This is a genomic window from Micromonospora sp. NPDC049891, assembly GCF_040660295.1.
Taxonomy (GTDB): Bacteria; Actinomycetota; Actinomycetes; order Mycobacteriales; family Micromonosporaceae; genus Micromonospora.
The window spans coordinates 50,235-75,444 of sequence record NZ_JBFAML010000028.1 but is presented as its reverse complement, the minus strand read 5'-3'; the positions used below and the strand labels follow the sequence as shown (position 1 = coordinate 75,444).

The 25,210-nt window shown below is 66.6% G+C and carries 22 protein-coding genes, 1 tRNA gene and 1 other RNA gene; 12 read left to right on the top strand and 12 right to left on the bottom strand.

Annotation, left to right across the window (positions count from 1 at the left end):
• Positions 1-86: 86 nt before the first annotated feature.
• From AB0I71_RS26885 to AB0I71_RS26875, 3 genes are all read left to right on the top strand, one after another.
• The gene (locus AB0I71_RS26885; protein ID WP_357589182.1) at positions 87-1,124 is read left to right on the top strand and encodes a ParA family protein; all 1,038 of its coding nucleotides are present in this window, start codon (positions 87-89) and stop codon (positions 1,122-1,124) included.
• A gap of 8 nt (positions 1,125-1,132) precedes the next feature.
• Positions 1,133-1,729, top strand: coding sequence for a HEPN domain-containing protein (locus tag AB0I71_RS26880; RefSeq protein WP_357589180.1), 597 nt, complete (start codon positions 1,133-1,135; stop codon positions 1,727-1,729).
• A 296-nt stretch (positions 1,730-2,025) separates the two neighbouring features.
• On the top strand, positions 2,026-3,450 hold the full coding sequence (locus AB0I71_RS26875) for a hypothetical protein (protein ID WP_357589178.1): 1,425 nt from the start codon (positions 2,026-2,028) through the stop codon (positions 3,448-3,450).
• Between the two features lie 1,850 nt (positions 3,451-5,300).
• On the opposite strand, the gene AB0I71_RS26870 is transcribed toward AB0I71_RS26875, so the two are convergent.
• The 5 genes from AB0I71_RS26870 to AB0I71_RS26850 form a co-directional block, all read right to left on the bottom strand.
• Positions 5,301-5,744, bottom strand: a complete 444-nt coding sequence (locus tag AB0I71_RS26870) for a VOC family protein (RefSeq protein WP_357589176.1) — start codon at positions 5,742-5,744, stop codon at positions 5,301-5,303.
• Positions 5,745-5,801: 57 nt separating this feature from the next.
• Entirely contained in the window at positions 5,802-6,518 is a 717-nt protein-coding gene (locus tag AB0I71_RS26865; protein WP_357589174.1) for an SDR family oxidoreductase, read from the bottom strand.
• Between the two features lie 14 nt (positions 6,519-6,532).
• Positions 6,533-7,387, bottom strand: a complete 855-nt coding sequence (locus tag AB0I71_RS26860; RefSeq protein WP_357589172.1) for a hypothetical protein — start codon at positions 7,385-7,387, stop codon at positions 6,533-6,535.
• On the bottom strand, positions 7,387-8,148 hold the full coding sequence (locus tag AB0I71_RS26855) for a hypothetical protein (RefSeq protein ID WP_357589170.1): 762 nt from the start codon (positions 8,146-8,148) through the stop codon (positions 7,387-7,389). Before AB0I71_RS26855 ends, AB0I71_RS26860 begins: the two co-directional genes overlap by 1 nt.
• Positions 8,149-8,879: 731 nt before the next feature.
• Positions 8,880-9,179 carry a hypothetical protein gene (locus tag AB0I71_RS26850; protein WP_357589168.1) on the bottom strand — a complete coding sequence of 100 codons (300 nt, stop codon included), beginning with the start codon at positions 9,177-9,179 and terminating at the stop codon, positions 8,880-8,882.
• A gap of 193 nt (positions 9,180-9,372) precedes the next feature.
• Here AB0I71_RS26850 and AB0I71_RS26845 point away from each other — a divergent pair, with 193 nt between their 5' ends.
• The 4 genes from AB0I71_RS26845 (at position 9,373) to AB0I71_RS26830 (ending at position 16,192) form a co-directional block, all read left to right on the top strand.
• Positions 9,373-11,016 (top strand): hypothetical protein, encoded by a 1,644-nt coding sequence (locus AB0I71_RS26845; RefSeq protein WP_357589166.1) that lies wholly within the window; start codon positions 9,373-9,375, stop codon positions 11,014-11,016.
• Positions 11,017-11,119: 103 nt separating this feature from the next.
• Positions 11,120-12,781: a hypothetical protein gene (locus AB0I71_RS26840; RefSeq protein WP_357589164.1), complete on the top strand. Its 1,662-nt coding sequence runs from the start codon at positions 11,120-11,122 to the stop codon at positions 12,779-12,781.
• 52 nt (positions 12,782-12,833) lie between these two features.
• Positions 12,834-14,492 carry a hypothetical protein gene (locus tag AB0I71_RS26835; protein WP_357589162.1) on the top strand — a complete coding sequence of 553 codons (1,659 nt, stop codon included), beginning with the start codon at positions 12,834-12,836 and terminating at the stop codon, positions 14,490-14,492.
• 44 nt (positions 14,493-14,536) lie between these two features.
• Positions 14,537-16,192 (top strand): FG-GAP and VCBS repeat-containing protein, encoded by a 1,656-nt coding sequence (locus AB0I71_RS26830; protein ID WP_357589160.1) that lies wholly within the window; start codon positions 14,537-14,539, stop codon positions 16,190-16,192.
• A gap of 64 nt (positions 16,193-16,256) precedes the next feature.
• On the opposite strand, the gene AB0I71_RS26825 is transcribed toward AB0I71_RS26830, so the two are convergent.
• Genes AB0I71_RS26825 through AB0I71_RS26810 form a run of 4 tightly spaced genes read right to left on the bottom strand, consistent with a single transcriptional unit; the run spans position 16,257 to position 18,392 of the window.
• Positions 16,257-16,787, bottom strand: coding sequence for a hypothetical protein (locus AB0I71_RS26825; protein ID WP_357589158.1), 531 nt, complete (start codon positions 16,785-16,787; stop codon positions 16,257-16,259).
• A gap of 39 nt (positions 16,788-16,826) precedes the next feature.
• Positions 16,827-17,384: a hypothetical protein gene (locus AB0I71_RS26820; protein WP_357589157.1), complete on the bottom strand. Its 558-nt coding sequence runs from the start codon at positions 17,382-17,384 to the stop codon at positions 16,827-16,829.
• A gap of 43 nt (positions 17,385-17,427) precedes the next feature.
• Positions 17,428-17,634 carry a DUF397 domain-containing protein gene (locus AB0I71_RS26815; RefSeq protein WP_357589156.1) on the bottom strand — a complete coding sequence of 69 codons (207 nt, stop codon included), beginning with the start codon at positions 17,632-17,634 and terminating at the stop codon, positions 17,428-17,430.
• On the bottom strand, positions 17,625-18,392 hold the full coding sequence (locus AB0I71_RS26810; RefSeq protein WP_357589155.1) for a helix-turn-helix transcriptional regulator: 768 nt from the start codon (positions 18,390-18,392) through the stop codon (positions 17,625-17,627). The genes AB0I71_RS26815 and AB0I71_RS26810 overlap by 10 nt, the downstream gene beginning before the upstream one ends.
• A 297-nt stretch (positions 18,393-18,689) precedes the next feature.
• Between AB0I71_RS26810 and AB0I71_RS26805 the strand changes: the two genes are divergently transcribed.
• Both AB0I71_RS26805 and AB0I71_RS26800 read left to right on the top strand, forming a co-directional pair.
• Positions 18,690-18,983, top strand: a complete 294-nt coding sequence (locus AB0I71_RS26805) for a hypothetical protein (protein ID WP_357589154.1) — start codon at positions 18,690-18,692, stop codon at positions 18,981-18,983.
• Positions 18,980-19,222 (top strand): flavin reductase, encoded by a 243-nt coding sequence (locus AB0I71_RS26800; protein WP_357589151.1) that lies wholly within the window; start codon positions 18,980-18,982, stop codon positions 19,220-19,222. The genes AB0I71_RS26805 and AB0I71_RS26800 overlap by 4 nt, the downstream gene beginning before the upstream one ends.
• A gap of 103 nt (positions 19,223-19,325) precedes the next feature.
• Here the strand turns inward: AB0I71_RS26800 and AB0I71_RS26795 are convergent, their stop codons facing one another.
• Positions 19,326-20,453, bottom strand: a complete 1,128-nt coding sequence (locus tag AB0I71_RS26795) for a hypothetical protein (protein WP_357589149.1) — start codon at positions 20,451-20,453, stop codon at positions 19,326-19,328.
• A complete protein-coding gene (locus AB0I71_RS26790) occupies positions 20,450-20,815 on the bottom strand; it encodes a PadR family transcriptional regulator (protein WP_357589147.1) in 366 nt (121 codons plus the stop codon). Before AB0I71_RS26790 ends, AB0I71_RS26795 begins: the two co-directional genes overlap by 4 nt.
• A 123-nt stretch (positions 20,816-20,938) precedes the next feature.
• Between AB0I71_RS26790 and AB0I71_RS26785 the strand changes: the two genes are divergently transcribed.
• The gene (locus tag AB0I71_RS26785; RefSeq protein WP_357589145.1) at positions 20,939-21,298 is read left to right on the top strand and encodes a hypothetical protein; all 360 of its coding nucleotides are present in this window, start codon (positions 20,939-20,941) and stop codon (positions 21,296-21,298) included.
• Positions 21,299-21,434: 136 nt separating this feature from the next.
• Here the strand turns inward: AB0I71_RS26785 and AB0I71_RS26780 are convergent.
• Positions 21,435-21,519 (bottom strand) — tRNA-Ser (locus AB0I71_RS26780).
• Between the two features lie 81 nt (positions 21,520-21,600).
• Between AB0I71_RS26780 and ffs the strand changes: the two genes are divergently transcribed.
• Positions 21,601-21,690: signal recognition particle sRNA small type (gene ffs, locus AB0I71_RS26775), an RNA gene on the top strand.
• Positions 21,691-22,016: 326 nt separating this feature from the next.
• Positions 22,017-25,172, top strand: coding sequence for a DNA polymerase III subunit gamma and tau (locus AB0I71_RS26770; protein ID WP_357589143.1), 3,156 nt, complete (start codon positions 22,017-22,019; stop codon positions 25,170-25,172).
• The last annotated feature ends 38 nt before the right edge of the window (positions 25,173-25,210 follow it).

Here is a 25,210-nt window from a genome sequence, read left to right as displayed (position 1 = left end):
AACACCCCTGGTTCCAGGTCGCTCCACGAACTCAAGCCGCAACGATTGCTAGAATCACCGACACATCAACCCCAGGATGGACAGAGTTGAACTCGTATGCATTTTGGAACAACAAAGGCGGGGTTGGCAAGAGCTACCTCTGCTTCATCGCCTCGTGCGAATACGCTCGCCGTTACCCCGACACCGACGTCTACGTAATCGACCTGTGCCCACAAGGGAACGTGAGTGAAACCCTGCTCGGAGGATACGAGTCCAGTCCTCCAACGCTAAACAAACTGACTACCAGCAAGCCACGCAGAACCATCGCCGGCTACCTGGAATCGCGGCTGAGTTCGCCATTCCGCCAACTGGACGACGTCAGTCCTTATATCACCCATCCGATCAAGTATAACAAGAATGTGCCAGACAATCTGTATCTCATTTGTGGAGATAACCTGCTAGAGATCCTGTCTGAAGCGATTCGACAGACTTCACAGCTCGCGATTCCAGTCGACGCCTGGAAGCAGGTTATCGAGTGGGTCAAGGATCTCACCTTTGCACTAAGCCTGCGAAGCGGAAACCGAGACTCCGTTTTCATGGTAGATTGCAACCCAAGCTTTGCGATCTACACCCAACTCGGCCTTGCGGCCACTCGAAACATTGTCGTACCTTTCACAGCCGATGACAGTTCGCGGCGAGCAATCGAGAATGTGGTCGCCTTGACTTACGGCATCGGTGACGAGCATGTGGCCGCATATTCTCGAATCAACTTCTCGAAACGGGCGAAGGCTGAGCAGGTGGAGGTACCCCTGCTGCACACGTTCGTAAGCAATCGAGTAACCTTATACGACGGGCAGCCGTCTCGCGCTTTCCAGGCAGTCGCCAAGACCATCGAAAAGACGTTGGAACGCATCCATTCTAAGCATCGTTCCATCTTTGCGAATTCAGGCGTGAAGCCCGACAAGTCATTTATTACTGTCCCCGACTATCACAGCGCCTGCATTGTCTCAGCCATGACAGGAACGCCGCTACACAAACTTGTTGCAGGCCCCAGGAAGCTGGCAGGCGTAAACTACGTCCAAGTAAATCAGGAACCCTTGAATCGATACAGGGCAGCACTGGAGAAGTTCGTCGACGCACTGTAGGCAAAGACATGCCTTCGCCTGCGCGCACGAAGTTCATTGACGCTATCTCATCAGCAGAGCTGCTCTGCCTGAAGGGTCGGGCCACCCTGTTCTCGCGCAAACAGAGGCAGGTTCAGTACCACGCCTCGCTTGCGGCATCCGTTGCCGCGTGGGAGGCGTACATCGAGTCAGTAGTTCGGGGTTTCTTTGACGAAATTTCAGACCCCCTTCAACCCAGGTTTACTGCACTTCACCAAATTACGGCCAGTCGCGCTGAAGTTGACTTAAAGCGGTTTAACACTCCCAACGCAAAGAACTCGCGCGAATTACTGTACAACTGGACCGGATTTGACCCCATCAACGACTGGAACTGGCCAGCCCGCAAGCTGGGCGGTCCAGCCACCCGAGATCGCTTAGATGAGATCTTGCAGGTTAGGCACAGCTTTGCCCATGGGTACCCTATGCGAAGATACTCCTGGAACTGCGACGCGAAGGGAATACCCAACCTAACCGCGCCTGCCGTCAGCATGGCGATAGCTCTATTCGCCCATCTTGTCAAGGTCACCGATCAGGGGATTTGCAAGCACATCAAAAACACCTACAGCGGAAGCATCGCCTGGTACTAGCGCCCCCGAGCCCTCATCTAAGGTCTCGTCTCAGTTCCCGTCTCGTTCACAAGAGTTCGGCGCGGGCCCGGACCGGTCGTCCGATACTGACCGCCGTGGCTACAGACCACAGTGACCGTGGAACGGACTCGGAACGGCAGACTTGGAAAGCGGGCTGGCCCTGGCAAGGGCGTGCGCCGAAGGCACGTCCAGGCGGTGCGCTGCCACCGCCATCAATCGAAGCACCGACGTGGATACGGCGAGTAGCACGATCGTCCGGTTTAGGGATGGTGCAGGCTGGGAGCAGACACGAAGCTATGAAGGTGGCGACCTTCATACTTACTTGGGACGGCAGCGAGTCGGTCTATCCGCCGAAGGAATACCAAGGTCATGTGGCGGCCACCAGGCGCGGCCGCACCGTGCCGTTGACCTGGAGCGTGGGGTCGCGCCGAGGCGGGATGAGCGTCGGTGACAGGGTCTTCCTCCTCCGCCAGAACAGCGATCGCGGCATCGTTGGTAGCGGTCGGGTGACCGACGAGGAGGTCTTCGAGGACCAGCACTGGGAAGACTCGACGCGAACCGCGCGATACGTGCGGTTCGCGTGGGAGCGGCTCCTACCGATTGACGAGCGGCTTACCGTCGACGAGCTGCGCGAGCAGGTGCCGAGCCATCACTGGCACGCGATCCTCGCGTCCGGGCAGCAGGTGTATCCGCCAGCCGATGCCACACTCGAGACGCTTTGGCTCGCTCATGTCGCCCGCCTTAGCTCTCCATCAGCCTGGGACACGCCAGTTGGTGCCACTCTGAGTCGCGAGCACCGCATGGTTCGCTACGGCGGCGGCAAGTACGGCGGGATCGAGCCTTCCCGGAGCACGCACAACGTGTTCCTCTACTCAGACCCCCAAGCAGGCAGCCTCTACGGCTACAACTACGACGGTTGGAGCGCCGACGGGACCGTGTTCCTCTACACCGGCGAGGGACGACGCGGCCACCAGCGGATGCGCGAAGGAAACGGCGCGATCTTGCGGCACCAGCAGGACGGACGAGCGCTACGGCTGTTCGTCGCCGATGGAATCCAGCCTGACTCGACAGCGAAGGTGCAGCTGTATCTCGGCGAGTTCCGAATCGACCCAGACGAGCCGTACCTGACGGCAGAGGCGCCCGACGCCGACGGCTACGCCCGCACCGTCTTCGTCTTCAGGCTGCGCCCGGTGGGGAAGGTGCTCCGCAGAGACCAGGACGCCAGCGAAGCCAGTGACGCTTCCAACAAGGCAACTGCCGAACCGGTCCCTGTCGAGGCAGCCGTGACGCCGACCGGCAGCGCCGAAGCGGTTCCGCTCGAAGCGCTCGTCACGAATAGCTATGCAGTCGCTGACTCGACCAGCGGCACTGCTGTCAAGTGGGAAGCCGAGCTCGTGGCTCGCTATTGCGCACACCTTCAAGAACGCGGGCATAAGTGCGTGCGCTACAGGATTTGTCCACCCGGCGAGCTACGCGACCTCTACACCGACCTCTTCGACCAGACAGAGAACGTGCTGTACGAGGCCAAGGGCCTTGCAAGCCGCGAAGCAATCCGCATGGCTGTCGGCCAACTGCTCGACTACAGCCGGCACATCACGACCAGCCCCACCCTCGCTGTACTGCTGCCAGGAAGGCCGGCCAAAGACCTGCTGGACCTGCTGCAGGGCCAAGAGATCGTATGCGTCTACGAAATTAGGCAGGGCCGCTATGAAGCCGTCTGACTCAGGCTCGGATCACAGACATGCACAAACCTGCACGCTCGCACGAGCCGCGCCAAGGACCTCGGGGTTCGGAGACATAGTCGGGAAGCGGAAACGACCGTCAACACGCTTCGGCCTCTAGTTGAGGAGAGTTCCGTGACAATCGCGAGAACAGCGATTCACATGTGGGCTGGCAGGCCGACCATTGACGCTGTGCTGGTTGCCACAGCCTTCGTGCTGCTACTAACCTTTCCTGCTCGCGTTCCCGCTGACTCCGAGGGTCGACAGGTATTCCTCCAAACGATTGTTGGCGTCAGTGTCGGCGCCGTCGCGTTTGCGATTACCGGCGCAAGCATTCTTTTTGCGGTAACACCCGGTGTACGGCTTCGCGCCATAATACATCAGGCGGGCTATGAACTAACTCGCCTGATAATGGCTAGCGTCTTGACGCTGAGCGTCGTAGCAATCACCCAAAGTGTCCTGATACTCCTAGAAGAAGATTGTCCTTTCAGATGGCTCATCCCCGCAGAGGTAAGCCTGACCCTGGCCGGTGGGCTTGCGCAGTTGAGACTGATATGGGTGTTCCTTCAAATATTTCTGCTACTCGCACTTGATCGCCGGGCCGGCGCGCCCGACTAGCCATCCCTCGGACGGCTTAGCTAGCGGGGCGTTGTGGTCTGAGGCGCCTGAGCCACGACGGCTTCGGCGCTTGCGGGGCCGAATTCCGCGCTTCATCGACAGACGCTGCGAGCAACATGGCTACGTTGCGAACGAAGGCTGACCCACCTGTCTGAGCAAGAGAAGGGTCCGAGGTCGCCTCGAACAGGTTCGCCGCTTCTAAAATCTCCCGCCCCAGAGCTCGAGCGCGTTCCTCGAAGGCCTCTCGATGCTGCTCGAGGCGACCTCGGATGGAAGTCATCCCCGTCGGGAACAACGCCAAAACGCCGAACTCGGGGCCCCGATAGAGGGGGTACATTGTCAGTGACGTCCCTCCATAAAGGGTCGTCAGAACGTATGCATAGCGAGACCCTGCTCGCGTATAACCCGCCGTCGACAGGTCGACGTCGATCGGCTGGTCGTGTCGTACTGCCGAGTTCATTAGAAGGAGATTCCGCGGAAGCCGAGTCGATAGGAGTTCACCTAAGAGATCCAGTGGGCTCACAGGGTCGACCACCGCGTGACGAGCCATGATGCCGAGCGACTTACGAACCACCGAGGGTGTGATTAAGCGGAAGCCATATACTGGTCCCACTGTCGCGAACCATATCTGTTCGCGCAGCTCTTCCTCAGGAAACAGTTCGCGTGCTAACTGGTAGAGTCCCTCTGCTATCCGGACCTCGCCGGTGTCGATCGCCGCGACAATCGTTTCGGCAATCCAGGTATAGCCAGCCTCCAGGAGTAACCTAGCGTGATCTGCCAAAAGCGTAGCCAGGTTCCGCAGTTCGACCGGAACCGTCAGTTCCACCCGCCTATACCGCCCGGGCGGATCTACCTTCCGAGATCGGCCTATAGGGCGTCCAGTGGTGCCGCGATGGAACAGAGGAATCACACTTATCTCAACGGCGGTTAGATTAGGACCCCTCTCGACCTTTGCGACGAGGTAGCGGCGGCCGTCAGAGCTAGCGATCTCCGATCCGGCAGACGGCGCCAACGATGGCTCACACAGACAAATGATTCCTCGAATCCGTTCGACAAGAAAAGCTAGGAGGAACTCCTCCGACCGAGTAGCGAAGGCGCTTAGGTCGTGCAGGGAGGGCTGGCCGGCGGTCTTGCGGAGGAATGCCAAGACCGCCGTTCTTGTGTCCTCGAGAGGTATTTCGCTCACAAGTTATGCCTGCTTCGAGTGGCCGGACGCTCAGCACGCCGTCGCGCTACTGCTCGATAACGTGCTTAATGTTGTCGGGGTCAAGATTTCGGGTCTCGTGTACGAACTCAACCCAAATGCCATCTGGATCGGCAACAAAGAAGTAGTCGATTCCAGTTCGGCCGTGCTGAATCTGGGTGACTTCATATCCCCTTTCAGCGAGATCGCGATGGACGGCTTCGAGGTTGTCAACGTGAAACCCGAAATGCTTCACGCCTAGCGTAGGTAGGTCGTTGCCGACACCGAACTGAGGACGAGCCGAATCTCCGTTGGTGGAGTATTCAAAGGCCTCAAGAACGATTCCAGCCTCTGACGTTAGGTGGGCGAGCCTGAGTGATCCATCTTTCGACTCCCACAGCACGCTGGTCCGAAAACCGAGATCGCCGTAAAATTGTGTCGTCCGATCGAGATCGCGAACGCTGATCGCTACGTGGTGGGTTATGAGGCGCATTCGATCTCCTAGTGTTCGGCTTGGTGGCGCGGACCGACAGCCCTTCGGTGTCACACATTATATCGACTGTCGCCCAATACTCCAGCCGCCATCGACGTAAAGCGTTTGCCCCGTAATGAAGCCCGACTGCTTGATCAGAAAAAAGATTGCGGTCGCGATCTCGTCTGGCTTCCCCAGCCTTCCAACGGGAATCTGCTTCAGGTAGTTGCTTTCACCAGTGCTACCAGGTGGATTCAGGGAGCGAAAGAATTCGGTCTCTATGGGGCCGGGAGCCACGGCATTCACGGTGATCCTGTCAGTAGCTAGCTCCAGCGCCCAAGACTTCGTCATGCCTAACATCGCAGCCTTGGCGGCGGAGTAGCTCGTCCGATTTGGCGCTCCCAATGCCACTACACTTGCAACGTTGATGATTCGGCCAAATCCCTGCCGCCTCATGCCGGGGACAAGAGCTGCTGTGGCTTGTACAGCGATGCGCACGTTTAAAGCCAACACCGCATGCAAAGTCTCGAGCGATAGGTCATCGAGGCTCTCACCGCTTGCCATCCCGACGTTGTTGACGAGCCCCGTGACTGGGCTAGTTGCAGCGATCTCCATCAGGATGCGACCCGCTTCCTCTTGGTCTGTGAGATCGACATTGTGAAACTTGCCTGGGAAATCTTGCTCTGGCGCTCGCCTCGCCAGCCCGATTACATTCACCCCCCTGGCGGCCAGGTAACTTGCGGTCGCAAGCCCGATCCCCCTCGAAGCACCTGTAATGACTACCGTTTCCTCCAATGATCCTCTCCTGTCTATACCCAGTGCACGACGGTTCTAGGGGTGACGTGGCCAAGGAAGAAGTTGATAATCAGCCGCTCCCCAGCTCTATCTGCGTCCATCCCATATCCGCCTACCGCATGGATCAAGCCACCGTTCGCGATTGCGATGTCTCCAGTCTCTACCGAGACGTCCAGATATGGCAATTGCTCCAATGCCTCCGGCGGATAGGGATAACCCGTGTGCTCAATCCCCAGTGCTAGCCGCGAACTGTCGTCCGGTATGAGATTCCAAAAGCGGAGGTCGCCTCCCGGCTTCGGAACCTTGGGGTAGATGTTTACAGCAACAACGGTATTTCTCCTTGCCTTCTGTATCTCAAAGTCCTTCTGTTCGGGTTGGCTTAATTGCCCAAGGTCATCATGCGGTGCTAAGAGATAATGCCCTTCTGCTGTCCAGGCTAATGCTCGTGCATACGCAGCATCTAGATCCCGCCATCGGGCCTTCCGCACCTCTGCATCCTGGCCTACTGCCGCACGCATCTGCCCAATGACGAGCGCTACTGGATCCTGAACTCCTGCGAATAGCATTTTCACGTACTCATTGGACGCTGCAATCTCTGCGCGATACCGCTCAAATGACTTCCCATATTGGTAAGCGCCGACATAAAAGCCTGCAACCCCGTCGGGCCTTGGTTGGCGGCCAGGGCTGCTCCAGAACCTGTCCGTGATAATACTGGCCTCACTCGGGCTAAGTGCATGGCGTACGAGCAAAACTGCTAGCCTCCCCTCAAGGACGCGAAGCAGTTGCTCTGATTCAAGGGTTTGCGCCTCAACGGCGACGAAGTCCTCGTCGCGGAGCTGACGTCCGTGCAGGACAGTTGCGCGGTTCATCAACCACCTCCGGCAAAGGCCGACTGAATCTTCTCCAATGTGCTTTCGGCATTGGCAGATTGGAAGAGATGCCTACCTACACATACCCCGCTGAAGCTAAGGCGCTGGGCAAGAATTAGCTTGTAGGAAAAATCGCTGTTAGAAGGCCCTCCTGCAAGAAGCACTGGAGGCGCGTTCTCTGCGACCCGCCGCACGAGCCGTAGCTGGCTTGCGTCGCACCCTAGAACGTTCTCACTCAGGCCGATCTTGATAAAGTCGGCTCCCATTTCAGTCGACACTCTGAGTGCGTCGGCCACGGCGACATGAGGTTCTACGTCGTTGCGGGGTGTAGCCATTACAAGGAGGGGCAGGCCAACAGCCGACGCATCGTCGCCAAGCCTCGCTACTTCCGCGACCATCGCAGGAAAGCCGGTCGCATTCATATTGAGCTCTGCCGCGACTGCGTCCGCTGCGGCGCGAATAGCCTCGTTGATCGTGGCGACCCGAACTTTTTGCGAGTGAGCTCCAGGGAATTGCGGAAGCCCGAACGTCTGCAAGATGAGTCCCGCAGTGGCGGCATGAGGCAGCTGCTCCACGAGGCCCTTATTGAGGACTACCCCGCTAATGCCGCTGTCGCTGGTAAGTTTCATCAGCTCTGCAATGTCGACTATATCCGGCAATGCGCCGAACGTAAGTCCGTGGTCGAATGCAAGCCAGACGTAGGCTCCGCTTGCCGCACGGAGGCGAGCTTTCCGACGAGCCTTTGCCCAAGCTGTCGTCATCTCTCCTCCTGCTTGTCGCCGGTGTGCCGCTTGAGGTCCTTTATTCTCTCGTAGTAACTCTGGGGCAGCTTCCCGGCTTGTCGGCTATCTGACAGCCACCGGCAGGCGGATTCGGTCAGTTGGCCGCCTGCGTCTCGGTAGTTCGAGACCTCGCCCCGTTTGCTCCAGGCAGCAAGCCGTCACCGAACGGCCCTTGCACCCGCCCTTCCTGGCGTGCGTTTCTCAGGGGTGGCGGGGCCGGGCACGAAGCTGACGACAAGGGATGTGGCTCCAACGGTGCCGGCCGATCGGACGAGTAGGTGCCACAGGGTTTGGCGGCAACTATGGGGCGGTGCGTTCGCGAGGTGATGTTTCCTTCGCGGTAGCTGTGATGGAGCGCCAGGTGCTAGCTCAACGTGCGGTGCTGGGAGTCTGCTCCTAGGTAGGAGCCGCCGTATCGGCTGGTGAGCAGGTAGTGGTCTCAGTCGTGGTCTCATTCGGCGGAGTACAGGCAGGTTCGCCGGTGTCACGTTGGCCGTTCCGTCCCTGCTGAAGAACATGGACGAGCGGCGTTGAACACGGGGTCGCAGACCTCGAAAGCGTGTGAGGGTTTACGCCCTCCGCGGGTTCAAATCCCGCCGCCACCGCTCATGAACAGCGAGAACGCCCGGCACGGTCCGTCAGGACCGGCCGGGCGTTCCGCATTCCGGTCTCAGCTGGCGCGCAGGAGACGGTCTGCGGCCCGCCCGGAGTCAGCCCGGGAAATCCGGCAGGTACCCCTGGAACGGAACGTCCGGCGCGGCGTCACCGCCGATTTCGATGAAGTGTTCAAGCTCGTCGTAGCCGGGCTGGCCCGTGACGAGCACCCGGAGTGGGTGGCCGGCGTGGTCGGCCAGGAATTTCCAGAGCGCTCGGGTCAGGTCCGGCTGGGCGGAGTTCGCCACGTATCCCACCTGGAAGTAGCGGATGTTGTCGCCATCGGGCCGGATCGGCTTGCCCAGGGCGAGGCACATCCGGCACTCGGTGCACGCCAGCCAGCCGTCCAGCGCCATCAGCCCTCCTCTGAGCGCAGCCACCGATTGTGGCCCACGCCGCGAACCCCCGCCCCCGGACCGCCCTCGGTCCCACCCGGGCTCCGGCGGCCAGGTCCGGCCGTAGAGTCTGGCATCTCTGGCCGACCGGACATGGCTATTGATCTACGTATCCCTAGGATGTTGGAGCGACTACGGGGATGCGAGGATTTCGATGCGGCGGAAGCTTGCCGGGCTGACTGTTCTGACCGTGCTGTCCGGGTTGGCGGTCAGCGCCCCAGCGCAGGCGGCGAGCGAGTTCCGGACCATCACCCGCGACGGTGTCGTGATGCAGTACCAGCGGGTGGCGAAGGCGGTCACCCCGATGAAGGGGACGGGTGCGACCCGGTCCGACTTCGACGGGGACGGGGTCGACGACATCGCGGCAGGTTTCGAGGCTGGCGGCAACAGTGTGCTGCCCTACCACGCGTCCGGTGCGGTCGTTGTGCGTTATTCGTCCGCCCCGCAGCTCGACTACCTGACCGGCACGATGACGATCGGCCTTGGATCCGGCTTCGGCAGCGATCTGGCGGCCGGTGACTTCAATGGTGACGGGTTCGACGATCTGGCGATCGGCGCCGAACTCGAGGTCGACCTGAGCAACAAGGCCCCCGGTGGCGCCGTCTGGATCATCCCGGGCAGCCGTACCGGCCTGGTGGTCGACTCGACCCGGCGATTCACCCAGGGGTCACCGGGTGTGCCCGGCGATTCGGAGGCCCACGACAGGTTCGGCCTGTCCCTGGCTGCGGGCGACATCAACGGTGACGGGCGTGACGATCTGGCCATCGGTGCCCCCGGAGAGTCGATCGGCAGTGTGGTGGAGGCGGGTGCGGTCACCGTCCTCTACGGCGGGGTTGGCGGCCTGACGAGCGCTGACGTGCAGCAACTACATCAGAACCAGGCCGCGGTGCCCGGCACGGCAGAACATCGTGACCTCTTCGGGCGGGCCCTGGCGATTGGGAAGGTCAACAACAACAGGTACGCCGACCTGGTCATCGGCGCGCCCAACGAGAATGACGGTTCGGGCGCGGCCGGTAGCGGGATGGTCACCCTGATGTGGGGGTCGGCAAGCGGTGTGAAGCTCAGCGGCGCCACCTCGGTCACCGGCGCCGCGATCCACCACGCGACCGGGCATCGGTTCACCATTGCCTGGTATCTGGGCAGGTCGCTCGCGGTCGGGGATGTCAACGGCGACGGGCTGGGCGAGGTTGTCGTCGGAGCGCCGAGTGCCCAGGGCCCGGGCCCGAACATCAACGCCGGTCTGGTCGCGGTCTTCACCGGCCGCCGCACCGGTGGCCTCTCCGGCAGCGCCGTGAAGGTGTTCACTCAGGCCACGCCGGGCGTTCCGGGCACGCAGGAGGACGAGGACCGGTTCGGCGAAACGATCGCGGTGGGTGACGTGACAGGTGACGGCCGGGCGGACGTGCTGATCGGCGCGCCGGGCGAGGCGATCGGTACGAAGGCCGAGGCGGGCACGATCGCGCTGCTCAAGGGGACCACCTCAGGGCTGACCGGTAGCGGCGCGCAGGGGTTCGACCAGGACCACTCGGTGGTTCCGGGCGGGGCGGAGCGTAACGATCGGTTCGGTGCCTCGGTAGCGATCCTGAACCTCAACGGCACCGGCGCGCTGGACGCCGTCGTGGGATCGCCCGACGAGGAAGTAACAGGTGATTCGGCAGGCTACGGGTCCGGGACGGTGTCCCGGTTCCACGGGGCCTCCGGTGGACTCGTCCCGCAGTCCACTTCCTGGAGTGGACGGTCGATGAACACCGATCGGCTGGTCCTCATGAGCTACGGCGAGTGCTTCGCGGTCCGGTAGCCGACGGTCGGCGGCGCCGACTGGCGGAGTCAGGACCGCCCCACCAAGTCTCAAGTAGATCAGCTTTTGTCTGGCACGTTGGGTACTGCCCAGAATTGTGAGGATGGCAATGCGGCGGAGAGTGGCCGGAGTGTCGGCGCTGGCGATCTTGACAGGCCTGGCGGTGAGCGCCCCGGCGCAGGCGGCGGACGAGTTCCGCACCCTCGCCCGGGACGGCGTCACGCTTCAGTACCACCGGGTGGCTAAGACGACCACTCCGGTGAAGGGGACCGGTGCCACCCGTTCGGACTTCGACGGTGACGGTGTCGACGACATCGCGGCCACGGGTGACCCGGGCGACTTCAATCTGCCGCACTACCCGACCGGCGTGGTCGTGGTGCGCTACTCGTCCGCGCCGCAGGTCGACTACTTCGCGGGGGTGCTTCCGCCCGACGGCGGCTGCAGCTGTTTCGGCATGGCGGTGGTGGCCGGTGACTTCAACGGCGACGGCTACGACGATCTGGCGATCGGCGACATGGACGAGGTCGATCCGGGCAACAAGACCCGGGCCGGCGGTGTCTGGGTCATCCCGGGTAGCCGCACCGGCCTGGTGGTCGACTCGGTGCAGCACTTCAACCAGAGCTCGCCCGGGGTGCCCGGCGCAGCGGAGACATACGACTGGTTCGGCTCGGCGCTCGCCGCTGGCGACATCAACGGTGACGGACGGGACGACCTGGCGATCGGCGCGTTCCGGGAGGCGATCGGAGCCGTCAAGGACGCGGGCGCGGTCACAATTCTGTACGGCGGTGTAGGTGGTCTGACCACCGTCGGCGCGCAGCAACTGCATCAGGATCAGGCCGCGGTGCCGGGTTCCGCCGAACGCGGTGACCACTTCGGCCGGACCGTCGCCATCGGAAAGGTCAACAACGACAGGTACGCCGACCTGGTCATCGGTGCGCCGCAGGAGAACGACGGCCAGTCCTGGGACGGCACCGGCATGGTGACCCTGATGTGGGGGTCGGCCAGCGGGGTGAAGCTCAGCGGGGCCACCTCGGTCACCGGGGCGGCGGTCTATCCGAAGACGGGCGACGCGAACACCGTCGCCTGGTACCTCGGCGAGACGCTGGCGATCGGCGACGTGAACGGTGACGGGCTTGGCGAGGTGATCGCAGGTGCGCCCGGCGCCCAGACGCCGGCCATCAACGCGGGTCTCATCGCCGTCTTCACCGGCCGCAGCGGCGGCCTGTCCCGCGATGCTGCGAAGATCATCAGCCAGCGTACGGCGGGGGTACCGGGATCACCTGAGCAGGAGGACAGGTTCGGCGGGACGCTCGCGGTCGGTGACGTGACCGGTGACGGTCGGGCGGACGTGCTTGTGGGTGCACCCGGCGAGGCGATCGGCACGAAAGCCGGGGCGGGCACCGTCGCCCTGCTGAAGGGCTCGGCCTCTGGGCTGACCGGCACCGGTGCCCAGGGCTTCGACCAGGACCACTCGGTCGTCCCCGGCGGCGCGGAGCGCAACGACCTGTTCGGTAGCTCGGTGGCGATCCTCAATCTCAACGGCACCGGCCCGCTGGACGCGGTCGTCGCGTCAAGCGGTGAAGAGGTGGCGGGCGACCTGGCCGGCTACCCGTCCGGCACCATCTCCAGGTTCCACGGCTCATCGGCAGGGCTGGTCGCGCAGGCCAACTCGTGGAGCGGCCTGTCGCTGCGTACCGACCGGCTCTGGCCACGACGGTACGGAATGCGGATCGCCGGCCCGCAGAGCGGCGGCCTTCTCTACTGAGTGGCCCGCCCCCAGATCTCACACGAACAGCACGAAGAAGGACGGGGTTTCGATGCGGCGGAGAATTGCCGGAGTGTCGGTGCTGGCGGTGGCGGCCAGCCTGGCGGTGGGTGCTCCAGCGCAGGCGGTGGACGAGACTCGGACCATCACCCGGGAGGACGTGGTACTGCAGTATCACCGGGTGGCGAAGGCGAACGTGCCAGTGCAGGGGACCGGTCCCACCCGCTCGGATTTCGATGGTGACGGCATTGACGACGTTGCCGCCACCAGCGACCCAGGTCAATCCGGCCTGCCGCTCCACCCGACCGGGTTGGTGGTGGTGCGCTACTCGTCCGCGCCGCAGGTCGACTACTTCGCGGGGGTACTTCCGCCCGACGGCGGCTGCGGCAGTTGCTTCGGCATCGCGCTGGTGGCCGGTGACTTCAACGGCGACGGGTTCGACGACCTGGCGATCGGCGACATGGACGAGGTGGACCCGGGCAACAAGACCCATGCTGGTGGCGTCTGGGTCATCCCTGGCAGCCGTACCGGCTTGATGGTCGATTCGGCGCAACACTTCAACCAGAGTTCTCCCGGGGTGCCCGGCGCGGCGGAAGACTACGACTGGTTCGGGGCGACGCTCGCGGCCGGTGACATCAACGGCGATGGGCGTGACGACCTGGCGATTGGCGCGTACCGGGAGTCGATCGGAAGCGTACAGGACGCTGGCGCGGTCACCGTCCTGTACGGGGGCATCGGCGGCCTGACCACCAAGGGTGCGCAGCAGCTGCACCAGGACCAGGCGGCGGTGCCCGGCTCGGCCGAGCGCGGTGACTACTTCGGTCGGACTCTGGCGATCGGGAAGGTCGACAACAACAAGTACGCCGACCTGGTCATCGGCGCGCCACGGGAGAACGACGGCCAGACCTGGAATGGCAGCGGCATGGTCACCCTGATGTGGGGGTCAGCCAGCGGGGTGAAGCTCAGCGGCGCCACCTCGGTCACCGGCGCGGCGGTCCATCCGAAGACGGGAAACGAGCTAACGATCGCGTGGCATCTCGGTGAGACGCTCGCCATCGGTGATGTCAACGGCGACGGGCTCGGCGAGGTGATCGCCGGTGCGCCCGGCGCCCAGACGCCGGCCGCTTACGGAGGTCTCATCGCCGTCTTCGCCGGCCGCAGCGGCGGCCTGTCCCGTGACGCAGCAAAGATCATTCACCAGGGTACGGCTGGGGTGCCGGGATCACCGGAGCAGGACGACCGGTTCGGCGGTGCGCTCGCGGTCGGTGACGTGACCGGCGACGGCCGAGCGGACGTGCTGGTCGGTGCGCCCGGTGAGGCGATCGGCACCAAGAAGAGGGCGGGCACCGTCGCCCTGCTGAAAGGCTCCGCCTCCGGGCTGACCGGCACCGGGGCACAGGGCTTCGACCAGGATCATTCGGTCGTCCCCGGTGGTGCGGAAGCGGGCGACCTGTTCGGTAACTCGGTCGCCATCCTCAATCTCAATGGCACCGGACCGCTGGACGCGGTCGTGGCGTCGGTAGGGGAGGAGGTCGCGGGTGACCAGGCCGCATATCCTTCCGGCACCATCTCAAGGTTCCACGGCTCCGCCGCCGGGCTGGTTCCGCAGGCCGGCTCGTGGAGCGGCCTGTCGATGCGTACGGACCTGGTCAGCCCCCTGCGCTACGGCATTCGGATCGCCGGACCACAGAGCGGCGGGCCTCACTACTAGTGCGCCGACTTGAATCACACACCACAGAAGAACGGGGTTTTTCCATGCGGCGCAGAGTTGCCGGAGTGTCGGTGCTGGCGGTGGCGGCCAGCCTGGCGGTGGGTGCGCCCGCCGGGGCGGCGGACCAGGTCCTGACGGTCACCCGGGAGGGGGTCACCCTTCAGGTTCACCGGGTGGCGAAGACGGTCACCCCGGTCAAGGGGACGGGGGTTACCCGGTCGGACTTCGACGGTGACGGTGTCGACGACATCGCGGCCTCCGCGGACCCGTTCGAGCACAGCCTGCCCCAGTCGCCGGCCGGGCTGGTGGTGGTGCGTTACTCGTCGGCACCGCACGTCGACTACTACACGAGCTTCATCTCGCCGGCCGGCGGCGGGGTCACCTTCGGCGAGGTTCTCGCCGCCGGGGACTTCAACGGGGACGGCTACGACGACCTGGCGATGGGTGACCTGAGCGAGTACGACCCGACCGCGAAGGTGCACGCCGGTGGTGTGTGGGTGGTGCCGGGCAGCAGCACCGGTCTGGCGATCGGCTCGGCGAAGCACTTCAGCCAGAGTTCGCCGGGCGTACCCGGTGACTCGGAGAAGGAAGACTGGTTCGGCTCGGCGCTGGCCGCCGGTGACCTCAACGGTGACGGTCGAGACGACCTCGCGATCGGGGCGTACGGCGAGGCGGTAGGCAGTATCACGGAGGCCGGCGCGGTCACCGTGCTGTACGGCGGCGTCGGTGGACTGAGCGGGACCGGTGCGCAGCAGTTGCACCAGGACCAGGCGGCGGTGCCCGGCTCGGCCGAACGCGGTGACCACTTCGGGTGGACCCTCGCGATCGGGAAGGTCAACAGCAACAAGTACGCCGACCTGGTCATCGGAGCGCCGCAGGAGAACCAGAGCAGCTCCCCGACGGGCAGCGGCATGCTCACCCTGATGTGGGGTTCGGCGAGCGGCGTGAAGCTCAGCGGGGCCACCTCGGTCACCGGGGCGGCGCTGCGCGCGGCGACCGGTCGCAGCGACAGCTACGTCTGGGACCTGGGCATGGCACTCGCGGTCGGCGACGTCAACGGCGACGGGTCGGGCGAGATCATCGCCGGAGCGCCGTACGCGCAGAGCCCCAAGGGCAACGAGGGCATGGTCGCGGTCTTCCCCGGCAATTCGAGCGGGCTGTCCAGCGGCTCGGTGAAGATCTTCTCCCAGCGTACGGCCGGGGTGCCGGGGTCGCCGGAGGCCGGTGACCTGTTCGGTGCCACGCTCGCGGTCGGCGACGTGACCGGTGACGGTCGGGCGGACGTGCTCGTGGGTGCGCCCGGTGAGGCGATCGGCACGAAGGTTGAGGCAGGCACCGTCGCGCTGTTGAAGGGGTCCGCCTCGGGGCTGACCGGCACCGGTGCCCAGGGCTTCGACCAGGACCACGCGGTCGTTCCGGGCGGTGCGGAGCGGGCTGACCGGTTCGGTGGTGCGGTGGCGATCCTCAACCTCAACGGCAGCGGCCCGCTGGACGCGGTGGTGACCTCACCCGGCGAAGAGGTGTCCGGCGACTCGGCCGGGTTCGGGTCGGGATCGGTTGCCCTGTTCCACGGTGGCTCCAGCGGGCTCGTGCCGCAGTCCACCTCGTGGAGCGGCCTGAGCATGCGTACCGACTTCGTCTGGCCCAAGTGGTACGGCCGCCGGCTCGCCACCCCCCAGAGTGGTGGTCTGTACTACTGAGCACCCGCGACGGGATCTTGGTACGGACGCGCCCTCGGGAGGGCAGGTTCGTACCAAGATCTCGTCAGCAGGGGGCGTGGCCCTCGACGAAGAGGCGATGGGCCCAGGAGGCGTAGCCGACAATGATCTTGCGGACGGTCTCGCCGTCGTGCAGGAACAGGTACGCGCGGTCGCCGTCGCGGGCGAGCAGCCCGTCGAAGCGGTATGTCCCCTGTGGAGCGTGTAGTTCGCGTACCGTCGGATAGCTCGCCCGGACCTCGGCGACGGGCGACCCGGCCGCGATGCCCTCCGGGGTGCGGACCGGGTCGCCGGCCCAGAGCAGCACCAGCCGATCGTCGATGAAGATCGGGCTGATCTCGTCGTGCCCGGCCAGCGTCGGGCCGCAGGCGTCGACGTCGGTACGCAGAATGCCACGCCGGGCCAGCTCGCTCTCCGAGTCGCCGAAGTCCACATCGGCCACCCCGTCGAGATCGACGACGCTCACCGACGCGACGGGTTCGCGGACGGCGATGGTGTCAGGTGGCATGACTCCGCTACCCGATGCCGAGGCAGCCAGAAGCAGTGCGGCGATGAAGCCGAATTGTCGCAATTTCATCAGAATCCCCCAGTCCCCAACGTGACGGGGGCGCTGAGGTTATTGCCGGGACTCCCATTCGTCTGCCAATTCGTCCCAGTAGTCGGCGCTGAGCCCTCGCCGGCCGTGCGCGAGCCATCCCTCGGTGCTCCGCTCGACGTGTAACCCCAGCTCAGCGAAGGGGTCGATCCACCGGCCCGGCTCCACACCCAGCTCGACAAGCGCCGCGTTTATCGGCCAGTCCGGCCGCGGCCCGTCGAACGTCGCGTCGAAGCGCGGCCCCCAGGCGAGGGTGCCGTCCAGCCAGACCGCCGCGGCCTGGTGCCCGGCCCCACCGGCAAACTCCGCCTCGACGTACGCCACCGGACCGCGCAGCGACCAGCGGCCCAGGATCTCGGTGAGCGTGGGGGAGATGATCAGCAGGAACGGCTGCTCCGGACCGGGCTCGTCGGTGGTGTAGTCGGGAGGCGTGCCGGTCAGCTCCAGCACGAGCTGCGGCGTGACCGGCAGCAACGCGAAGTCCTGCCGCAGCTCGCCCAGGACGGCATGATCCAGCTCGCGGGTCTCCTCGCGCAGCAGTTCCGCGTCCGCGACGACCGCGCTGAGCTGGTAACTCATCAGGCGTCCACAGCCTGTGGATAGAACATGTGTACGACGGGGGTCAGGTCTTGTCGACGGTGGCGACGAAGGCGCGCCAGGCGGCCGGGCTGAAGACGAGGGCCGGGCCGGTCGGGTCCTTCGAGTCGCGTACGCCCACCACGTCGGGCAGGTTGCCGGCGACCTCGACGCAGTCGCCGCCGTTGCCGCTGCTGCGGCTGCTCTTGTGCCACCGGGCACCGGACAGCGCCGGGATGTCGTTCACTGCCATGACTCCGCCACCTCCCTGATCAGGTCGACCGACTGCCAGTGCGAGAGCGTCTCGCCGCGCACGTTCTCCCACGCGGCAAGTATCGCCGCGATCTCGGCCTGCTCGCTGACCACCTGCCCCTGCAACTGGTTGTCGAGGTAGCCGGCGATGCGGTGATCGGGCGCGGTAGCCAGCACGAACGGACCGTTCACCCCAGCGTATTCGCCCACTGTGGACGGCACCACGTGTATCCGGATGTGCGGTTGGGTGGATGCCTCGGCAAGCGCCAGCAGTTGCTCGCGCATGGTGGCCCGGCCGCCGACCGGCCGGCGCAGCACCGCCTCGTCCAGCACTGCGGTGAGCAACGGCGGCTCCTCGCGGTGCAGGATCAACTGGCGGGACATCCGGTGGTCGACAAGCCGCGCCACCTCGCTGCGCGGGATCAGGCCGCCGCCGGTGAGCACCGCGCGGGCGTACGCCTCGGTCTGGAGCAGGCCGGGTACTACCAGCGGTTGGTATGAACGCAGCGTGGTCGCCTCGCGCTCGATCTCCTGCCAGGGGCGGAACCAGACCAGCGCCCGACGTCTCGAAATGTCCGGCCAAATGTCCGAGACATTCTTCTGGAGCGTGTCTGCCGCCGTGAGCCGGTGCCGGGCATGCGGAATCCGATCTTCGAGCAACCACCGGCTCACCGTTTTCGGGTCGACGCCGACGCGTTCCGCGAGCGACTCGATCGTGTGCCCGGTGTCCCGCAGCGCCACCCGCAGCGCGTCGTTCATGGCCGCCTCCCATCGGACGTCTCGAATATCCGCCGACCATACCCACACGCCATGTAGTTGTCCCGTCACCTACGGGAAGTTGGGGTATCGATGGCGCGGCCGGCGGAGGTTCATCCCCCTTGACCCGGCGGTCGTGACATCGGGGGGCCGCCGCCGGGCGAGCAACCACGGCGGCCCCCATCCACTACTCGACGCACGCTGTCGAGCTGAGAGCACAGACGACTCATCCGGCTGGCGACGCGGGACCGGGCGACCTGTGCCGGTCAGCGCTACTACGAATGGGATCGGGGACGACCAGTGCCGCAGCAAACCGCCGGCCAGGGGCCGCGCCCGGGGGAACTGTTCCTGCTGACCCGCGCGGCGTCTCCGCAGTTCGTCCGCCCGATCATGGTCCGGGTTATCCGGCACCGCACCGATCTGACCACCTACGACGGATGGACCTGGATCGAGTGCTACCAGCTCGACGCCCGAGGCGACGCGCTCGCACGCCGCGAACTGTTCGTGATGCCGGCCGGACTCATCCGGAGCGGCGACAAGCCGGTGGACTTCCGCGCCCGGTCGGGCCGCTCGGCTCGGGCGCTCCGTCGATGAGTCGCCGTCGCTCGGAACACGTGCCGTCCCGCCCGACGTGGCGGTGCCGGAGCTGCGGCGTCAGGTGGCCGTGCAGCGCGGCGAAGCTCCGGCTGCTCGGCGAGTACCGGGAGGATCGGACAGCGTTGCTTGTGCACCTCGCGACGCTGTACGCGCAGGCCAGTGCGGAACTCGGTGACACCACGCCGATGGTCGGGTTGTTCGACCGCTTCGTGTCCTGGGCGCGTGTACGGGGATGAGGATGCTGTCCGCGTACCGCCGCGGGTGTCGGACCGGGGCGGGCCCGGCGCATGACCAGGGGCCGCTCCCGGTCGGAGCGGCCCCTGCCCCCGTTGTCGCGCGTCAGCCCGGTACGACGCTGGGCTGTGGTGGTTGCTCGCCGGGACGGGCGGTGAGGATCGCGGCGACGGCGACCACGAGCCCGGCGACGGTGAGCCCGAGCACCAGCCACTGCGGGCCGAACGGGTAGTACTCGCCGGGCGTGAAGGCACTGTGCACGGTCAGCGGAGGACCGTCGTGGACACTGCCGTCCCGGAACACCCGCATGACGTTGCCGTAGAGCGCGACAGTCGGCAGCGCCAGTGCCACCAGGGCCGCACCCCAGAGCGCCGCGGCGGCGCGGCGGCGTGCGGGCGGTGCGGCCGCCATCCGGTACGCGACGGCCGCCGCGACCAGCCAACCGGTGAGCAGCCCGGCGGCGGTGCCGACGACGACAAGCGGCAGGAACACTGTGGTCTGCTTCGGCATCACGTAGAACGAGACGTGACTGGGAAGATCGACGGCGCTGTTCTCCGCCGGGTTCCAGCCCATCAGGTTGACGATCAGGCCGCCGGACTCGGCGGTGAAACGCTTGCCGTGCAGCGGAACCTCGATGGGCGAGCCACTGTCGTCGACGGTGCCCGACATGCCGGTGAGCGGGGTGAAGCCGGATACCGACCAGCCATCGGCGGCGAACCGCTCCCGGACCTGGTCGGCATCCCAGGTGCCGTCGGCCTGACTGGACGAATGGGCCGTGTCGGCGGTCCACGATGACGACGAGTAAAGGAAGTGAATGTTGCCGTCTCCGCCGGCCTGCTGGGTGAGTCTGGCCATGCCGGCCTCGTCGGGCAGGTCGGCGAAGGTCTGGGCACCCAGCCACGAGCCGGCGGCGGCACCGAAGCCGCCAATCGTCAACGCGGTGAGCACCGCCGCGATCGCCATGAACGGCCGACCGGCCGGCAGCCGGAACCGCAGTCGCAGGCCGCTGCCGATCAGGTGCAGGGCCTCGCCGACCCGGGGGCGGCGCTGACCCGGTGCCGCCATCTCCAGCAGCGTGGTCACCACCTCGGTGCCGTGCCGCCGCCGGTGCCGGCGCGGGTAGGCGAGCAGCAGCGTGCGGTACCCACGCTCCAGGCGGTTGTCGGCGGTCGGCCACGCGGCGGTGCTCGGGCTCGGGGTGCCGGGGTCGTGGACCGGCCACGCGGCGGTCATCCGGTCACCTCGCCTGCTGCCTGGGCGCGCACCAGGCCGAAGCTCAGCGCGCCGCCGAAGCGCTTGCCGAGTTGGACCTCTGCGGCGGTGGCGTGCCGGCGTAGTCGCTCGACCTGTGCCTGCAACGCGGCGGCCCCGGCGTCGCTGAGCCGGTAGTAGCGGCGCAGCCGGCCCTCGACGGCCTCTTCCCGGTCGACGGTGACCAGCCCTTGCTCGGCCAGCCGGTCCAGGGCGCCGTAGAGGGTGCCCGGCCGCAGCTTGACCTCGCCCGCCGACAGCTCGTCGACCGACCGGATGACGCCATAGCCGTGCAACGGCTGCGCGGCCAACGCGGTGAGGATCAGAAAGGTAGGTTCCTGCATGAGAGCGATAGTACGGTGACCGGCATATAACGTCTACCGTTCATGGTGGCCCGTGTGCTCTTGATGCGCGTCCCGGGCGCCGTGGGGCAACGCATCACCGTCTGTCGCTCTATCGTTCCCGCCATGTCTGAGGCTGAAAGCACCGAGCCGCAGCGCCACGGTCGGTTGGACCGCCACCGTGATCTGGCGGGTTACGTCCTGACGCCGCTGTACACGCTCGCGGCGGCCCCGTTGGTGGCCTGCTGCACGGCGTTGCTGGCCGACGACGGTCAGGCGTACCCATCGGTGTGCGACCCGGTGCGGGCCGTCAACGGATGCGAGGAACGCGTTCTCAGCATCGTGGCCGGGCATGTTCTGTCGTTCGCCGCGCTCTGGCTGTTGCAGTTGGTGCTGCCGTGGTGGCGAGGCCTGCGGATGGCGCGGATCCTGCTGGCCGTCATCGCCTCCGCAGTGGTCGTCGCCTTGGTGCTGCGGATCGACTGATTTCCGCCTGTCGGCCTCGTCGTTGCTCCGACGGAGCAGGTCGCATTGCGACAGGTGACGTCGACCATGCCTGTCGAGACGACTCAGGGCCGGTCCCGTTCGGGGCCGGCCCTGTCGTTCGTGCTGCTCAGGTGAGCGGAGGATACGAGATTCGAACTCGTGAGGGTGTAAACCCAACACGCTTTCCAAGCGTGCGCCCTAGGCCTCTAGGCGAATCCTCCGCGAGCCAGGATACAGGTCCGCGCCGGGCTTCCCACCCCACCACCCCCTGAAGATCCACGGTCGGTCGGGTAGGCTGGGCGTACCTCCCGTGCGGCGGTATCTCGTGAACCTCCCCAGGGCCGGAAGGCAGCAAGGATAAGCGAGCTCTGCCGGGTGCACGGGAGGCCTTTCTGTCTCCGGCGCGCCCCGGCGTTCTCCAGTTGCGGCATCTGGGGGTTTCCCGGCCGGTGGAGACCGCAAGACGCCGTAACCGGAGTGGATCACCTGCGGCCTGCACGCCGAGTGGGCCAGCCAGCGATGTGGCGGGCTCGATTGGGTCACCCCACCGGCCCGCACGCCGAGTGGATCAGTCAGCGGCGTGGCATGCCCGAGTGGATCACCCACCGGCGCGACATGCCGCAACGCGGGCGGGCCGCGCGGTGCTGGCCCGGCGGGGTGGGTGGTCAGGCGAGGCAGGTCGGCGCAGAATGGCTCGGTCGAGAGGAGGCGGGACGCCGTGGCACTGGCGCTCTACCGCAAGTACCGGCCGCGTACCTTCGCCGAGGTCATCGGGCAGGAGCACGTCACCGAGCCGTTGTCGCAGGCGCTGCGCAGCGGGCGGCTCAACCACGCGTACCTCTTCTCCGGCCCGCGTGGCTGTGGCAAGACCTCAAGCGCCCGCATCCTGGCCCGCTCGCTCAACTGCGAACACGGCCCCACGCCGGAGCCCTGCGGCACCTGCGACTCGTGCCGGTCGCTGAGCGGCGACGGGGCCGGCTCGATCGACGTCATTGAGATCGACGCGGCCAGCCACGGTGGTGTGGACGACGCCCGTGAGCTGCGGGAGAAGGCGTTCTTCGCGCCGGCCAACAGCCGTTTCAAGATCTACGTCATCGACGAGGCGCACATGGTCTCGTCGGCCGGCTTCAACGCCCTGCTCAAGCTGGTCGAGGAGCCACCGGAGTACGTCAAGTTCATCTTCGCCACCACCGAGCCGGAGAAGGTCCTCGGCACGATCAAGTCGCGGACCCACCACTACCCGTTCCGGCTGATCCCGCCGAAGCTGCTCCGGCCCTATCTTGAGCAGCTCTGCGAGGCCGAAGGTGTCCAGGTCGAGCCGGCGGTCTTCCCGCTCGTGGTGCGCGCCGGTGGCGGCAGCGCCCGGGACAGCCTCTCCGTACTCGACCAGCTCATCGCCGGTGCCGGCCCCGACGGGGTGACCTACGCCCGGGCCGCCGCGTTGCTCGGGGTGACCGACGCCGCGCTCATCGACGAGATGTGCGACGCCCTCGCCGCCGGGGACGGTGCCGCCGCGTACGCCACAGTCGACCGGGTCGCCGAGGCCGGGCACGACCCCCGCCGGTTCGCCTCCGACCTGCTGGAACGCCTCCGCGATCTGATCGTGCTCCAGCAGGTCCCCGACGCGGTGGCCAAGGGGCTCATCGACGGTCCGGACGACCAGATCGAGCGGATGGCCGCCCAGGCCCAGCAGCTCGGTCCGGGCACCCTGTCCCGCTGCGCCGACATCGTGCACGACGGCCTGGTGGAGATGCGCGGCACCACAGCGCCCCGGCTGCTGCTGGAGTTGATCTGCGCCCGGATGCTGCTACCGGGCGTCGACGACGCCACCGGCGGCCTGCTCCAGCGCCTCGAACGGATGGAGCGACGGCTCACCCTCGCCGGCACGGACGCGCCGCCGGCCACCGCCGGCTCCGCGCCCGCCACAAACCCCTCGGCGGTACGCACCCAGCCTCCCGCCGCGCCCGCGGCTGCCGCCGCGAACCGGGCCGGGACCGGCGCTGCCGCGCCGGCTACCGCCACCTCGTCAGCACTCAGTGCGGGCGCCACCTCGTCCATCAGCCGCGACAGCGCATCCCCGTCAGCCGATCGCGCCGGCGGCCACCCCTACTCCTCTCGTGGCGACGCGGCGTCGGCCGGTCATGGCGACGGGTCGGCCGGTCCTGACGGCGCGACCCAGGCGGCCGGAGGTGACGGGTCGTCGTCGGCTGGTTCCGACGGCGCGGCGCGGAACGCCGGTCGTGGCGGCACGAACCCGGCAGCCGGTCGTGACGACCCGACCGAGAACCCCGGTCGTGACGGGGTGACGTCGACCGCCGGTCGTGACGGAGTGACCTCGACCGCCGGGCGTGGGGCGGGCGGTACCGCAGGTGGCGGGGCCGACGGTCACCGCGCCGGCATGAGCGGGACCGCTGCCGGTCCGGCCGGCGGACCCGGTGACGGCCGTCCGGCCCGGCCGGGTGTCACCCAGGACGGTGTGACGAACGGCGCGGCCACGCCCCGGCGACCCGTGCCACCGTCGGCCGTCATGCCCGATCCGGCGACCCCGGAGCCGCCCCGCCCCGGCGCGGTGAGCCCCGGCGTGCTGGACGCGGTCGCGGTGCGCCGGGTCTGGCCGGAGGTGGTCGGCAAGGTCAACCGGAGCAACAAGCGGATCGCCGCCCTGATGCGGGACGCGGTCGTCCGTGACCTCGACGGGGACACCCTCGTGCTGACCGTGAAGTCGGGCGTGCTGGCCCGGATGATGTCCGACCACGCGCAGGTCCTCACCGACGCGCTATATGAGGAGTTGGGCGGGCGTTGGCAGATCCGCTGCGAGGTGGCCGGCGAGCGGGGTGGAGTGTCGCCCGGTTCGCACCGCGGCACATCCGCTCCCGGTCCGGCCGCCGGTGGCGGCTCGGCTTCCGCGCCGGTCGCCGCCAGTCCGGGCGTGCCCGCAGGGCGAGCTGAGCGAGCCCGTTCCGGCGGTGCCGCAGGGCCTCATCGGTCGGGTGAGCCGGCCAGCACCACCGCCGACGACGGCGACGACGACTGGCCCGAGCCGGCCCGCCCGGGTGGCAGCGCCCCGGACGCAGCCGGCGGCAGTGCCGACGACGACTGGCCGGAGGCGGCCCGGCTCGGCGGGGGATCCGCCGATGCGGCGGCGGACCCGTCCGGTGACCCTCGGGCGGCTGCGCCGCACACCTCGGTGGACCCGGCTGCGCCGGGCGTGCCGGCGGACGGTGGCACGACCCCGGGTGACGGCTCACCGGCCGCCGGTCTGGGCGGCGCGGGGACGTACGCCACGTCAGGCCGGGTAGCGGCGGGCGGCAGGCCGGGCGGAGTGCGGACGGCCGCCGGCTCGGACGGAACCGGCCCGGCCGGCGGCCCGGACGGGACACGGACGCCCCCCGGCTCGGACCGGGCCGGGGCGAGCGGCGGACCGGGTGCCGCGCGGACGGCCGCCGGGTCGGGTACGGCTCGGGCGAACGGCGGGTCGGGCGGCCACGGGTCGAGTGCCGCGCCGCGTCAGGCGGGAGCGCCAAACGGAAACGGCAGCTCCGGCGGTGCGCCGGTGAGCAGCGCGATAGCGGCGGCTCGGGCGGCAGCAGCCGGGCGGGGTGCGCGTACTGCCAAGGCGACCCGGCAGACCGCGGACGTGGAGTTCGCCGGTGAACCGCCGTACGACCCGGATTTCGACGGCCCGGTGCGCGGTGGCGCGGGACGTTCCGGCGGCGCTCAACCGGCCGCCACCCCCACCTACGAGGGCTTCGACCCGGGCGACGAGCCACTCGACGAGATCATCGACGAGAAGACCGCCCGCGAGTCGAGCGAGGAGCAGGCTGTCCGCCTGCTCCGCGACGCCTTCGGCACCGTCGAAAAACTCAGCGACTGACCCCCACCCCCGTTCGCCGCGATCTTGCACTTTTCGTC

Excerpts from the sequence above, each read along its gene's own strand:
- AB0I71_RS26880 (WP_357589180.1), top strand. The coding sequence starts at position 1,133 with ATGCCTTCGCCTGCGCGCACGAAGTTCATTGACGCTATCTCATCAGCA.
- AB0I71_RS26875 (WP_357589178.1), top strand. The coding sequence starts at position 2,026 with ATGAAGGTGGCGACCTTCATACTTACTTGGGACGGCAGCGAGTCGGTC.
- AB0I71_RS26870 (WP_357589176.1), bottom strand. The coding sequence starts at position 5,744 with ATGCGCCTCATAACCCACCACGTAGCGATCAGCGTTCGCGATCTCGAT.
- AB0I71_RS26860 (WP_357589172.1), bottom strand. The coding sequence starts at position 7,387 with ATGAACCGCGCAACTGTCCTGCACGGACGTCAGCTCCGCGACGAGGAC.
- AB0I71_RS26855 (WP_357589170.1), bottom strand. The coding sequence starts at position 8,148 with ATGACGACAGCTTGGGCAAAGGCTCGTCGGAAAGCTCGCCTCCGTGCG.
- AB0I71_RS26850 (WP_357589168.1), bottom strand. The coding sequence starts at position 9,179 with ATGGCGCTGGACGGCTGGCTGGCGTGCACCGAGTGCCGGATGTGCCTC.
- AB0I71_RS26845 (WP_357589166.1), top strand. The coding sequence starts at position 9,373 with ATGCGGCGGAAGCTTGCCGGGCTGACTGTTCTGACCGTGCTGTCCGGG.
- AB0I71_RS26840 (WP_357589164.1), top strand. The coding sequence starts at position 11,120 with ATGGCAATGCGGCGGAGAGTGGCCGGAGTGTCGGCGCTGGCGATCTTG.
- AB0I71_RS26835 (WP_357589162.1), top strand. The coding sequence starts at position 12,834 with ATGCGGCGGAGAATTGCCGGAGTGTCGGTGCTGGCGGTGGCGGCCAGC.
- AB0I71_RS26830 (WP_357589160.1), top strand. The coding sequence starts at position 14,537 with ATGCGGCGCAGAGTTGCCGGAGTGTCGGTGCTGGCGGTGGCGGCCAGC.
- AB0I71_RS26825 (WP_357589158.1), bottom strand. The coding sequence starts at position 16,787 with ATGAAATTGCGACAATTCGGCTTCATCGCCGCACTGCTTCTGGCTGCC.
- AB0I71_RS26820 (WP_357589157.1), bottom strand. The coding sequence starts at position 17,384 with ATGAGTTACCAGCTCAGCGCGGTCGTCGCGGACGCGGAACTGCTGCGC.
- AB0I71_RS26815 (WP_357589156.1), bottom strand. The coding sequence starts at position 17,634 with ATGGCAGTGAACGACATCCCGGCGCTGTCCGGTGCCCGGTGGCACAAG.
- AB0I71_RS26810 (WP_357589155.1), bottom strand. The coding sequence starts at position 18,392 with ATGAACGACGCGCTGCGGGTGGCGCTGCGGGACACCGGGCACACGATC.
- AB0I71_RS26800 (WP_357589151.1), top strand. The coding sequence starts at position 18,980 with ATGAGTCGCCGTCGCTCGGAACACGTGCCGTCCCGCCCGACGTGGCGG.
- AB0I71_RS26795 (WP_357589149.1), bottom strand. The coding sequence starts at position 20,453 with ATGACCGCCGCGTGGCCGGTCCACGACCCCGGCACCCCGAGCCCGAGC.
- AB0I71_RS26790 (WP_357589147.1), bottom strand. The coding sequence starts at position 20,815 with ATGCAGGAACCTACCTTTCTGATCCTCACCGCGTTGGCCGCGCAGCCG.
- AB0I71_RS26785 (WP_357589145.1), top strand. The coding sequence starts at position 20,939 with ATGTCTGAGGCTGAAAGCACCGAGCCGCAGCGCCACGGTCGGTTGGAC.